The 12,470-nt window shown below is 34.1% G+C and carries 10 protein-coding genes and 2 tRNA genes; 10 read left to right on the top strand and 2 right to left on the bottom strand.

Features of this window, described 5'->3' with window-relative positions; genetic code table 11:
* Nucleotides 1-69: 69 nt before the first annotated feature.
* On the bottom strand, nt 70-1,500 hold the full coding sequence (locus F565_RS0106725) for a PQQ-dependent sugar dehydrogenase (protein ID WP_020212441.1): 1,431 nt from the start codon (nt 1,498-1,500) through the stop codon (nt 70-72).
* 166 nt (nt 1,501-1,666) lie between these two features.
* Between F565_RS0106725 and F565_RS0106730 the strand changes: the two genes are divergently transcribed.
* The 4 genes from F565_RS0106730 (at nt 1,667) to F565_RS0106745 (ending at nt 4,086) form a co-directional block, all read left to right on the top strand.
* Nucleotides 1,667-2,239: a hypothetical protein gene (locus tag F565_RS0106730; protein WP_020212442.1), complete on the top strand. Its 573-nt coding sequence runs from the start codon at nt 1,667-1,669 to the stop codon at nt 2,237-2,239.
* A gap of 144 nt (nt 2,240-2,383) precedes the next feature.
* Nucleotides 2,384-2,467: transfer RNA gene (locus F565_RS0106735), tRNA-Ser, on the top strand.
* 8 nt (nt 2,468-2,475) lie between these two features.
* A tRNA-Pro gene (locus tag F565_RS0106740) sits at nt 2,476-2,550 on the top strand.
* Nucleotides 2,551-2,850: 300 nt separating this feature from the next.
* Nucleotides 2,851-4,086, top strand: a complete 1,236-nt coding sequence (locus F565_RS0106745) for a site-specific integrase (RefSeq protein ID WP_020212443.1) — start codon at nt 2,851-2,853, stop codon at nt 4,084-4,086.
* Nucleotides 4,087-4,549: 463 nt separating this feature from the next.
* On the opposite strand, the gene F565_RS0106750 is transcribed toward F565_RS0106745, so the two are convergent.
* On the bottom strand, nt 4,550-4,807 hold the full coding sequence (locus F565_RS0106750; protein ID WP_020212444.1) for a helix-turn-helix domain-containing protein: 258 nt from the start codon (nt 4,805-4,807) through the stop codon (nt 4,550-4,552).
* Between the two features lie 236 nt (nt 4,808-5,043).
* Between F565_RS0106750 and F565_RS0106755 the strand changes: the two genes are divergently transcribed.
* The 6 genes from F565_RS0106755 (at nt 5,044) to F565_RS0106780 (ending at nt 12,468) form a co-directional block, all read left to right on the top strand.
* Nucleotides 5,044-5,865: a type IV toxin-antitoxin system AbiEi family antitoxin domain-containing protein gene (locus F565_RS0106755; protein WP_020212445.1), complete on the top strand. Its 822-nt coding sequence runs from the start codon at nt 5,044-5,046 to the stop codon at nt 5,863-5,865.
* On the top strand, nt 5,862-6,665 hold the full coding sequence (locus F565_RS0106760) for a nucleotidyl transferase AbiEii/AbiGii toxin family protein (protein ID WP_020212446.1): 804 nt from the start codon (nt 5,862-5,864) through the stop codon (nt 6,663-6,665). Before F565_RS0106755 ends, F565_RS0106760 begins: the two co-directional genes overlap by 4 nt.
* Nucleotides 6,666-6,735: 70 nt before the next feature.
* The gene (locus F565_RS0106765) at nt 6,736-8,535 is read left to right on the top strand and encodes a type I restriction-modification system subunit M (RefSeq protein WP_020212447.1); all 1,800 of its coding nucleotides are present in this window, start codon (nt 6,736-6,738) and stop codon (nt 8,533-8,535) included.
* Nucleotides 8,532-10,232: a hypothetical protein gene (locus tag F565_RS0106770; RefSeq protein ID WP_020212448.1), complete on the top strand. Its 1,701-nt coding sequence runs from the start codon at nt 8,532-8,534 to the stop codon at nt 10,230-10,232. Before F565_RS0106765 ends, F565_RS0106770 begins: the two co-directional genes overlap by 4 nt.
* Nucleotides 10,229-11,467: a restriction endonuclease subunit S gene (locus F565_RS22305; protein WP_020212449.1), complete on the top strand. Its 1,239-nt coding sequence runs from the start codon at nt 10,229-10,231 to the stop codon at nt 11,465-11,467. The genes F565_RS0106770 and F565_RS22305 overlap by 4 nt, the downstream gene beginning before the upstream one ends.
* A gap of 5 nt (nt 11,468-11,472) precedes the next feature.
* On the top strand, nt 11,473-12,468 hold the full coding sequence (locus F565_RS0106780) for a hypothetical protein (RefSeq protein WP_020212450.1): 996 nt from the start codon (nt 11,473-11,475) through the stop codon (nt 12,466-12,468).
* Nucleotides 12,469-12,470: the final 2 nt, after the last annotated feature.

Genomic DNA, 12,470 nt, shown 5'->3' on the forward strand with positions numbered 1-12,470 from the left:
TCTATGATATAAAAAAGCCTTACAAAGCAACATTGCTTTGTAAGGCTTTACATGTTTAATGATTGTAATTTATTGAACGGGGACAAGCCTGTATACTGCCGATGCAGGTTTCTCTACCGCTACATAAATGTAACCGTCCGGCCCCACACGCACATCGCGCAGGCGGCCTATGTTTTTAAGAAGTTTTTCCTGGCTTACAATTTTATTTCCGTCGAGGTAACACAGGTTTAAATATTTAAAGCGTAATGAGCCTACAAGCAGGGCACCTTTCCACGGTTTATAAACATCGCCCGTAATAAATGCCATACCCGATGGTGCAATAGATGGTACCCAATACAGCTCCGGTGCCTGTATGCCCGGCGCAGTAGCTTTATCTGTAATAGGCTTACCATCATAATTAATGCCGTAGCTGGTTAGCGGCCAGCCATAGTTAGTGCCGGGAGTAATAATGTTTATCTCGTCGCCACCTCGGGGTCCATGCTCGTTTTCCCAAAGCGCACCGCTAAGCGGGTTAATGGCAAGCCCTTGTGGGTTTCGGTTGCCATAACAATATAGCGACGTAGCTTTACCGGCCTTGTCTTTAAAAGGATTATCTGCCGGGATAGTCCCGTCATCTTTAATGCGGTGCACCTTGCCCAGCTGGTTTTCTTCAAGGCTTTGCGGATTTTGTTTTTCATTACCACGCTCGCCTACAGATATGTATAAGTATCCTTTATCAAATACCATCCGGCCGCCATAGTGATGTCGGGTAGTGGCATAGGGCAGTGCTTCAAAAATTATCGATTGGTCTGTTAATGTATTGCCGTTAAGTTTAGCGCGCATAATAGCTGTGGTTGCCAATAGTTTTCCATTAACTTTTTTAGGTTTGGAATAGGTAAAATAAATAAGGCTGTTCTTGGCAAAGTCAGGATGTAACAAAACATCAAACAATCCGCCCTGGCCTTCGGCTAAAACCTCCGGCACTCCGCTAATTAGCTGCTTCTTTTTGTCTTTAACGCGGTATAATTCGCCATGCCTGTTGGTTATAAGCATTGCGCCATCAGGTAAAAAAGCCATTCCCCACGGCACTTCAATCCCTGTGGCAATAGTATCGAGCTTTATGGTAAGCTTATCGCTTTTAAATATGTTGCTTACAGGAGCATCGTCAAAATTATAAGCTTCTACATTTTTTATGCCTTTAAGAATATATTCAGATAATTCTTTTATTTCTTTATCGCTAAAGGTTTTGGCAAAGGCAGGCATTCCCTCATCGGCATAACCGTTTTTAATAGCCTTCATAAGGTCGGTTAATTTGTTACCGTGTTTCCACTGCCTGTCTGTAAAGGCATCCATTTTTTCGCCGTGGCATCCGCTGCAATAAGTAGCATAATTTTCGGCAGGTGTGGCAATAACATTATGCTTTATCGCTGTAACAGCAGTGTAATTTGGTCGGTTTTTAAAGGCCATAGTAGTGGCTATAGTGCCAAATAGCAATAAGGCAATACGTAGATATTTTTGCATAATAGCGGAGGTTATAGCTATCAAATCTACTTAAATTTTATGATTTATAAAATTAAGTCCCATTATTATTACAGATACTTTTTATTAAGGTGCTGCTTGGCTATTTTTATCTATATTTGGCAGCATTATTGTATAATTTACACCTACTATTTAGATATTTAAATTAATGAAATCAATTTTTACAACTTTATTGCTTGTTGTTTCTTTAGCACTTAGCGCACAACAGGACGAGTGCAAAAGTACCGTTATTACAAAAGAAGATGGTGTTGAGGTAAAATCAACCCGGGAATATCTTATGTATGAAAAGGTATTTGCGGGGACATCTCAATTTATGTTCTTTTCGTTAACTAATAGTGATGGCGTACCTATGCTTAATTTTCAGTTCCTGGCAAAAGGGAAAGATTTTCCTAAGGTATATTGCATCGATAAAGCCTCTAAAATATACCTGCAGCTGGCCAACGGAAAAATTGTAACACTTATAAGCGCAAGCGAAGACCAGTGCAGCGGACTGGTATATGATAGTAACGAACAAAACAACATAAGGATACTTACGGCAACATTTCTGTTTGCCAAAGGAACTATTGAAGATCTTGAAAAATCGCCAATATCTTTTATAAGGGTTAAATATTCTACAGAAACTGTAGATTACAATATGAAAAAGGAATTGGATAGTGAAAGTATGAAGCAAAAGTACTATCCGGAGAATTATTTCATCAATACGCTAAAATGTATAAAATAATTAGCAATGCATGAGCCTGACAGTTAATTACTTTGGTGTAAAGGTTGAAAAAAAAGAAAAAAACCTTTAAAAATACTTGCAAAGAATTAAATAAATATGCTACATTTGCAACCGCAAAAAGGGGTAACTCTTTTAGCAAAAGCAGGAGAGGTGCCGGAGTGGTAACGGAGCAGATTGCTAATCTGTCGACGTGCAAACGTCGCCAGGGTTCGAGTCCCTGTCTCTCCGCTTGTTTTCGGGGTGTAGCGTAGCCCGGTCATCGCGCCTGGTTTGGGACCAGGAGGTCGCAGGTTCGAATCCTGCCACCCCGACTAAAGAGCCTTTCAAAGGCAGCCAAAACCCCTTAAATCACATGATTTAAGGGGTTTTTCTATTTTATTCAACTCCAAAATATTCAAGTTATATCAAAGAAAATGGGACCTATTCGGCTACCCTTTTTCTTTTTTTATCTTTAGGTCCCACAAATCATTTTAATCACTTAATTATCAGTCAATCGTACTCAAATTTTAACATTTGATGCTTCCTGAAAAGTGTGCGTTTTCATCTTAAAAGCGAGCACTACTGAGACCCATTTAATGTGCAAATGATCTGAAACATTAAATTTTTGAGATATGAAAACAGCTACTATAACATTCGGAGTACTCTTTTACTTAAAGAAACAAAAAACCTCGACACAGGGCAAAGCACCTATCTGTGCCAGGGTAACTGTAAATGGTAAGCGTACTGAGATTTCAATTAAGCGTTCGATTAACGCAAATGAATGGGATGAAAGAAAAGGCATGGCTAAGGGTAGCCGTAAAGAAACTATTGAACTCAACATGTTCCTTAACCAGTTCAAGGCAAAGATCATAAATACGTATCAGCAGATGGTTCTGACTGATGTACCAATAGATGGGCCTGCAATCCGTGATAAGATTTTGGGTACGAACCACTTGGCTCCAACATTAATATCACTGATGGAATATCATAATGAGCAGCAACTACATAAACTTGCTCCAGGAACCATGAAGAACTACCATACTACCCAGCGATATGTAAAAAAATTTCTCATGGAGAAACTCTACAGAAATGATGTTGTCCTTTCACAGCTTACTTACAAGTTTATTTTGGACTTTGAAAGTTACCTTTTTAATTATGTCCCTAAAGACCATCAAAAGCCGCTGAATAATAACGGCATTATGAAGCATATTGAAAGACTGCGCAAAATGATAAATATGGCTGTCAAGTTAGATTGGCTAACCAAAGATCCTTTCGCCAGCTTTAAAAAGCATTTTGATAAAGTAGAACGGGAATCATTGAATAATCAAGAGCTTGTAGCACTGACAAACAAAGAGTTTCCTATTGAACGTCTGAGGAATGTTCGGGATATGTTCCTCTTTAGCTGCTATACTGGTCTTGCTTATATTGAACTCGCTGAACTAACCCCAAACAAGATTGTTACAGGAATAGACGGCGGGCTGTGGATATCCACAAGCAGGGCAAAAACCGATACGGGTGTGCGTGTACCGCTTCTGCCTCAAGCAATCGAATTAATAGATATATATAGAGATGATCCGAGGGTTCTGAATAACAGTACAGTTTTTCCCGTAATTTCAAACCAGCGAATGAATGGATACTTAAAGGAGATTGCTGACCTTTGCGGTATTACAAAAACACTGACCTTTCATATCGCACGACATACCTTTGCAACGACCGTTACTCTAAGTAATGGCGTACCAATTGAGAGTGTTTCAAAGATGCTGGGTCATACCAGCATTCGTACTACACAAATCTATGCTAAGGTTGTTGAGAGTAAACTGAGTGAAGATATGGGCAGGCTTTGCGCTCGATTGGGTAATGATTTATAATTAAAAATGTGTCCAATTCTCCAATTGCCCTCTGTAAAGGATAGTCGAAAGATTATTCCTCTTTTTTTGATATATTAAGGCATCCCTTTTTTCCATTTTACTAACATTATGAGAAAAAAGATCCGGCATTGTAGGTGGTCGATGAAGGATGCATCATAACTACAATATCCTAACAGCCGTAAAGTGCGCTGGCGGGCAGCCCTGAGGCTACCAATTTTTTTCTGTTCTTAATTATCGAAAAAGATTCCGATTATTTCTGAACTTGGAATAAATTTAAAATAAAACCACTTGTACCAATACAAAAAAAGGGCATCAGCCTCTTCAATTAAAAACCATTCCTAAAAAATTGTCCCAGGACAATAGTAAGTTGTGTTTTGAGCTACCTGAAATACTTTCCGCAGCTTAAAACCTCTTGCCCTTGCAGGGGTATCAAAAAACTCCAAAGTCGTTTTTTAATTAATTACTATTTACCATTCAGGATTTTTTCAATGTCCGAATATTTGTAATACATAAGACCACCAATTTTAGTAAAAGCGAGCGTGCCATTGATCCGTAAATTTTGCAAAGTACCAGCAGAAATATTCAGCAATTTTCTAACCTCATAAGATTTTATCCACTTTTTTTCCTGTAGGGATTGAGGTTGAATGAGTTGTTTTAAATCATTTAAAAGAAGATTTCTGAATTCGTTTAAATCTTCACGAGTGATAAGATCGATTACCATAATAATATAATTTTCATATTGTTATAGTGTAAAATTATATAGTTTGGAGCATTATATTCATAATGGGAGTGTGTTGGAAACGATGCCGAAAATATAAAAACAAACAGTTATGTTTTATATCGTTTATGTGAGTTTTAATCTCACATATTGCATATATAAAGTAATTTTCACAAAAAACAAAAACATATTATTATATTTTGTATCATTGTAGTGAGTTCAATTCTCTCATATTGACTATGAAACATAAAAATACTTCAACACAATCTAATGAAATTCTTTCCTATTTTAATAGCAGGAATGAAGTTTGTTTTGAATATAAAGAAGCGACAAAAGTGTTGCCTAGCTCTAAGGAAAATACGGTTAGGCGATTACTAAGCGACATGACTTCAAGAGGTTTGCTCATGCGAATAAAAGATGGCGTTTACTATATTATTCCTTATGAAGAAAATCCTGAAACCTTTATGCCTGATTGGCACCTAATAGTAAAATATTTAGTAAAAGAGGCCAAACACTATATCGGGTATTATTCTGCTTTACAAATCCACAACCTAATAACGCAACCATCATTAAAAGAACAAATCGTGGTGGCCAAACAAATCAGACCTTCAGAGATTAAAGTTAAAGACATAACATTTCAATTTATCTACCATAATGAAAGTCATTTTTTTGGTGAAAAGAAAACATGGATTGATAATTTTAATAAGGTAAGCTGTTCTGATATTGAAAAGACAATAATTGACTGTCTTTTCAAACCGGATTATGCCGGAGGCATTGTAGAGGTGGCAAGAGCAATATACAGCACAAAAGAGAAATTAAATTATAAGAAACTTTTGGAATACACCATAAAGTTCGAATCTCAGGCGGTTGTAAAAAGACTAGGATATATTTTAGAACTTTTTGAAATAAAGACAGAAATTATTCAAGAATTACAAAAAATAAAGACCGCATCTTATGTAGTCTTAGATACTGAATTACCAAAGATCGGAAAAAGAAACAGCCGTTGGAGTATTCAACAAAATTTAGATATAGAAACCATTAAATCAGCCATGTTCACATGATCAAACCGGGCGAAATACAAAAGAAAGCAAACCAAGTTGGGGTTCGTGACCAGCAAATCGAAAAAGATTACATCTTATCATGGATTCTTTGGGGTGTGGCAAATCACGAACAGCTTTCAAAAATACTAGTATTCAAAGGAGGAACGTTATTAAAGAAAGTATATTTTGAAGACTATCGTTTCTCTGAAGACTTAGACTTTACCTTATTGGATAACGAAATTTCAAACAAACAAATTTTCGAATGGTTCAAAGAAAGTTTTGAGGAAATAAAAGAAGAAGCGAATATTCCATTAGAAATAATTGATGATAACGAACACGAAGATGGTGGTACTAACTTCTACATAAGTTATGTGGGTCCACTTGGTGGAACTGGTAATAATAAAAAAGTAAAAGTAGACATTTCTAGAAGTGAAAAATTAGAATTTGAACCAACACAAAAAGAGGCAATTATAGATTATTCGGATTTAGAAGAATATACTTTATTATGTTATTCTTTAGAAGAATTATTAGTTGAAAAATTGCGTTGTACTATGCAGCGTATGCAACCAAGAGATTATTATGATATTTGGTATTTAGTAGAAGTTGAAGGAATGGATGTTGAATATTTTACGAATGAATTCCGTAATAAATGCATCAGCAAAGAACAAAATCCGGAAGACTTTCATAAAAAACTAGAACAGAAATTACCGCAATACAAAGCGCGTTGGAAAAACTCTATGAATGACCAAATCAAAGATTTACCTGATTTTGAGCAAGTGGAAAGAGAAGTGAACAGGAAGATTAAAAATTTTATGACCTAGTAAAGGATTAAACTAAAAATAACCTAAGAGCTTTTTACTATCGGTACAAAAGTTTTAATTAAACATATAAATGAAAAATTTCAAAGATAAAGCAGATTTAATCTGGAAAGTAGCTGACTTATTACGTGGCGATTATAAACAATCCGATTACGGAAAAGTAATATTACCGCTAACTGTAATAAGAAGATTAGATTGCGTTTTAGAACCAACCAAAGATAAAGTCCTAGCTTATTTGCCAAAAGTCGATTCGCTTAAAGAAAGTGCAAAAGATATTGCCTTAAATAAAGTTGCTGGATTTAATTTTCACAACAAAAGTCAATTCAATTTTGATAAGCTAATTGCCGATTCAAATAACGTTGCGGTCAATTTAAGAAACTACATCAGTGGGTTTTCAACTAGTGCACGAGAAATAATTGAGTATTTCACTTTTGATGACCAAATTGACAGAATGGATGACCCTAAAGCAGACATTTTATTTCGTGTGCTAAAGAAATTCCAAGAAATAGATTTATCCGATATGGACTCTATGGAAATGGGATATGTCTTTGAAGAACTAATCCGAAAATTTGCGGAGCAATCCAACGAAACTGCTGGAGAACACTTTACACCTCGTGAGGTTATTAAATTAATGGTAAACCTTTTATTTAATGAAGATAAAAGCATATTAACACAAGAAGGAATTGTAAAAACATTATATGATCCTGCGTGTGGAACTGGCGGAATGCTCTCAATTGCAGAAACCTATCTGAATGATTTAAACCCAAAAGCTGAACTCAAAGTTTTCGGTCAAGAAATCAACCCGGAATCGTATGCAATTTGCAAATCGGATATGTTGATTAAAGGTCAAAATCCTTCCAATATCAAATTCGGAAATACTTTTACTGTTGATGGCTTAGAATTCGACAAGTTCGATTACATGCTATCCAATCCGCCATTTGGTGTCGATTGGAAAAAAGCCGAAAAAATCATTAAAAGCGAGGCAGATAAAAAGGGAATGTCTGGTCGTTTTGGTGCAGGTTTACCGCGTATCAATGATGGTTCATTATTGTTCTTGCAACACATGATGTCTAAAATGAAACCCGATGGAACAAGAATAGCAGTTGTCTTTAATGGTTCTCCACTATTTACTGGTGCTGCCGAAAGCGGAGAAAGTAACATTCGCCGATGGATAATAGAAAACGATTGGTTAGAAGCTGTAATTGCTATGCCAGACCAATTATTCTATAACACTGGAATCTCAACTTACATTTGGATTGTAACCAATCATAAAAGTAAAGTCAGAAAGGGTAAAATTCAACTAATTAATGCTACTGGAGTAAAAGACGAAGAATTTTTAAAAGAAGGCAAATTAGAATTCAATCGCTTTTGGAATAAAAAAGATAGAAGTCTAGGTAATAAACGTAAGGAAATACCAGAAAACGGAACAACCAAAGGAATTGGTTTCATAACCCAATTGTATGGCAATTTTGAAGAAAACGAATTCAGCAAAATCTATCCAAATGAGTTCTTTGGATATTGGAGAATAACCGTAGAACAACCATTACTGGAAAATGGAAAAGTAGTAACGGATCGCTCTGGTAATCCAAAGCCCGATTCAACTATAAGAGATTACGAAAACATTCCTTTCTTGAAAAAGAATAGCGAAGGCAAATTAACGCCACAAGCAATAAAAGAATATTTTAAATCCGAAGTAAAACCACATCTTCCGAAGGCGTGGATTGACGAAAGTAAAACCAAAACAGGTTATGAAATCAACTTCACAAAGTATTTCTATGAATTCAAACCATTACGCCCATTAGCAGAAATCAAAGCCAATATTATGGCGTTGGAAGAAAAAACTGTTGTGGCAGAAAAAACAATATTAGAATGAGTTTTGACACAAGAATGAGAATTTTTCTTTTACTTGATTATAATGAATATTATGGTCACGATAAGTCTTTTGAAGATGCTGAGGAATTAATCAAAGACATTCCTTCTGGAGCACTTTTGAATTATATAGCTGGATTTAACGTTAATTTATATCTAAATGAAAACAACGACGATAGCGGTAAAATTCAATTTCTGCTAGTTAGTAATTTACTTGATAAATGTGCTAAAGAGAGTCGCGATAAATGGGTTGAAGTTGTAAAAAAACAACACGATAATGGTCACGCACCAATTATGTTTTGGAACTATTCCAATCTTCTTTTTTATAATTTGATTTTCAAAAAATGCAACATACTACAAACTAGAGATATTACAAGTGAAGAAGCTCAAAAGATATTTGATGCTTATTTAATAATTAACAGTATTGCAAATAATAAGATTAATGTAGAAAATTTTGAAGTTAAAATAGCTTCTGATGATAATAAAATGGAGGAAATTACAATACCTCATTTCATGTATCAAAAAGATTATTCGTCATCATTAGATTTTGCAAATCAAATCACAAGAGGCGTGATGCTTTTTGAATTTTTAGAAAGCACTCCAAAGTATACTGATTTAGTCAAAGAATATTACACCTCAAAAAAAATATCAGGATATTTAAAAATGTTCAAAAACATCTTGATTTTATTTCAAGAAATTAGAGTTGAAGAATTACAACGTTTTCAACTTATAAACCTTCAAAAGTATGTCACAAATAATGAAATCGATTTAGATTATATTCAAACACTATGTATAAATAATAGCATAGCAAATTATGCTGAAGACGAAAGTTTCGGTACGTTACGAACTAAATTTTTATATCAGTATAATAAATACGAATATCTGATATTAGATGTCAATTTTTTGATTGATCAACTATACAAAGCGCAGGTATTCTCATTCAATACTTTTTTAAAGTCTAAAGGTTCAAAAATTGAATTCCTTTCGGAAAAAGCAAAATACTTTATGGAAGAAATTTACCTTCCAAAGGTTATTAAAAATTGCTTTCCGCATTATACAAACTATTTTGGCAACCAATGTATCGACTCAAATAAAGAAGAGCTTTGTGATGTTTACATTAGAGAAGATAACAAAGTTGGACTGTTTGAATTTAAAGATGTTTTACTAAACGCAACGGTAAAAAATAGTGGCAAAAAGCAAACGGTTTTTGATGAATTTGACAAAAAATTCATCAAGAATGAAAAGTCGAAGCCAAAAGGAATAACACAATTACTAAATGCTATTGAAGATATTGAAGCAAACTCAATCCTTTTTGATAAAGATTTACCTCAACAAAAACTTATTATTTATCCTGTACTTCTTTATACTGACCAATCTTTTGGAGTTGAAGGAAATAATAAAATATACAGAGAGAAATTTTCTTTAGAACTTCAAAAATTAAATTTAAAAAATATTGAAGTAAAAGAAATAACATTCATCAATCTTAATTTCTTTGAATTACGAGAAAGTTATTTTGCTCAAAAAGTAATGAACTTTTTTGATATTTTAGACAGTTACCATTTGCACTGTACTCATGCTGAATCTGAACTTACTCCTTTCGAAGTATTTTCAAGATTTTATATGAATGAACATGTGTCTCAAGATTTAAAATTTTCTTCACTTGATGACGAAATATTAAAAAAAATTATTGCAACTAAATGAAAAAATACTCAAAATACAAACCCTCTAACATAGAATGGATTGGAGATATTCCAGAGCATTGGGAAATTAAAGTTTTAAAAAGACTTGCCAAAATCTGCAATGGTCAAGACCATAAAAAGGTATGGGATGCAAATGGTCAATTTCCCATTATTGGAACTGGCGGAACGTTTGGTTATACTGATAGTTATCTTCACGAAGGACCTTCAGTAATTCTCGGAAGAAAAGGAACTATTGATAAACCGCAATATATGGAAGCACCATTTTGGTCAGTTGATACGGCTTATTATACAGAGATTTTTCCTTCAACCAATCCAAGATATTTTTATTATTTATGTACCACAATAAATTTTGAATTATATAAATATGGTTCCGCTGTTCCAAGCATGTCCCAAGAAGTATTAAATCAAATACCTTTTTCGGTAACAAATGCTCTCGAAGAACAAATGGAAATCGCTAATTATCTCGATAGAAAAACACAAGAAATTGACCAGCTTATTGAAGCTAAAAAGCAATTAATACAATTGTTTGAAGAAGAAAAGACAACTATAATAAGTCAATTAATTACTAAAGGATTAGATTCCAATATTGAAATGGTTGATTCAGGTGTAGAATGGATTGGTAAAATACCTAAACATTGGAGTACTACTAGTCTTAAATGGGTTTCAAAAATTTATTCAGGGGGAACACCCTCAAAAAGCAACCCTTCTTTTTGGAATAATGGTACAATTCCATGGCTAAATTCGGGTACGGTCAATCAATTTTTTATTAAAGAGGCCTCAGAGTATATCACTGAGGAAGGGTTTAAAGGGTCAAGTGCAAAGTGGATTCCAGCTGAATCAATAGTAATTGCTCTCGCAGGTCAAGGAAAGACTAAAGGTATGGTGGCTCAAGTGACTTTTGATTGTACGTGTAATCAATCATTAGGTATAATATTACCTAACGAGAAGATTGACAATAAATTTTTGTTGTATTATCTTAAGATTAACTACCAAAATATTAGGAATCTTGGTGGAGGAGATAAGAGGGATGGTATTAATTTAGAAATGGTTGGAAGTATTAAAATTCCATTATTACAACTAGAAGAACAAATAAACATTGTTTCTTTTATTGAAAAACACTCGAAGTTAATTGATTCGAAAATTAAAAGAACAAAAAAATTAATCAATTTACTAACTGAATACCGCTCTGCATTAATAAGCGAAGTTGTAACTGGTAAAGTAAAAGTAATAGACTAAAATATATGACACTTTGTACTGCATGGATACGTCAAGCCAACGATAGTGAGGAATTGGTTTTTGCTACAGATAGTTGCCTTTCTGGTGGCGAACGTTGGCATTCGGGTGTAAAGTTATTTGAATTGCCACGTAAGGATTGTTTATTATGCTTTGCAGGCGATACTAATAGAACCTATACCTTAATACTGAATTTAATATCTTCAATTAAATTTGACACTCATCTTTCCAATCCACATACTGATATTGTAGATGTACTAGAATATTTGAATGATTTATTTACTACGCTTTCAAATTCAATATCTGGTTATGAACCTATTACTTTTAAAGATGCTTTAGGCGATTTTCAATTCATGTTTGGGGGTTGGTCATGGAAAAAAAGTAAATTCCGTGTATGGAAATTAGAATACAACCATGAAATAAAAGCATTTATCTACAATGAGTTTAACGAAGAAAACATGTTTTTTGGCTTCATCGGAGACGAACTAGAAAAAGCCGAAGAATTTTTAACGGAGGAGTTATCAAAAAACAAAAAGATACTTTCTCGTAATTTTGATATGGAACCATTAAAGGTTTTATTGAAAATGATAAGAGAAAAAGAATTTGATTCTATTGATGGTGCCATTCAAATGGCAAAAATATATCCACCAGGAATGACCGAATTTTTTGGAGTAATGTGGCCCAATTATTTAGGCCGAAAAACATTTTTAGGAAAGGATGTCAATTTTGAACATAAGCCATCTGTAAAATATATCGATCCTGATACTTGTGAAATAATGGGCGACGAAATTCCAGATAAAATTAACGAGCCTGAGCAAGAAATTTACGGTGTGAATTATGATTTTGTTTTAGAATGTTATTCGGAAGAAGGATATCAACTAAAAAAGAATATTACCGAAAGACAAAAAATGACTTTAAAAATAATTTTCAAAGAAGTTGCCTATCGTGAATTTGTAAAGCTACAAAACGAAGAAGTTACAGAGGAAGAAACAATTGAAGAATAAGA

This window comes from Flavobacterium rivuli WB 3.3-2 = DSM 21788 (genome assembly GCF_000378485.1).
Lineage (GTDB): Bacteria > Bacteroidota > Bacteroidia > Flavobacteriales > Flavobacteriaceae > Flavobacterium > Flavobacterium rivuli.

What these genes read in the sequence shown, in the direction of transcription:
- F565_RS0106730 (WP_020212442.1), top strand. Translation starts at nt 1,667, where the DNA reads ATGAAATCAATTTTTACAACTTTATTGCTTGTTGTTTCTTTAGCACTT.
- F565_RS22305 (WP_020212449.1), top strand. Translation starts at nt 10,229, where the DNA reads ATGAAAAAATACTCAAAATACAAACCCTCTAACATAGAATGGATTGGA.
- F565_RS0106770 (WP_020212448.1), top strand. Translation starts at nt 8,532, where the DNA reads ATGAGTTTTGACACAAGAATGAGAATTTTTCTTTTACTTGATTATAAT.
- F565_RS0106725 (WP_020212441.1), bottom strand. Translation starts at nt 1,500, where the DNA reads ATGCAAAAATATCTACGTATTGCCTTATTGCTATTTGGCACTATAGCC.
- F565_RS0106750 (WP_020212444.1), bottom strand. Translation starts at nt 4,807, where the DNA reads ATGGTAATCGATCTTATCACTCGTGAAGATTTAAACGAATTCAGAAAT.
- F565_RS0106780 (WP_020212450.1), top strand. Translation starts at nt 11,473, where the DNA reads ATGACACTTTGTACTGCATGGATACGTCAAGCCAACGATAGTGAGGAA.
- F565_RS0106760 (WP_020212446.1), top strand. Translation starts at nt 5,862, where the DNA reads ATGATCAAACCGGGCGAAATACAAAAGAAAGCAAACCAAGTTGGGGTT.
- F565_RS0106745 (WP_020212443.1), top strand. Translation starts at nt 2,851, where the DNA reads ATGAAAACAGCTACTATAACATTCGGAGTACTCTTTTACTTAAAGAAA.
- F565_RS0106755 (WP_020212445.1), top strand. Translation starts at nt 5,044, where the DNA reads ATGAAACATAAAAATACTTCAACACAATCTAATGAAATTCTTTCCTAT.
- F565_RS0106765 (WP_020212447.1), top strand. Translation starts at nt 6,736, where the DNA reads ATGAAAAATTTCAAAGATAAAGCAGATTTAATCTGGAAAGTAGCTGAC.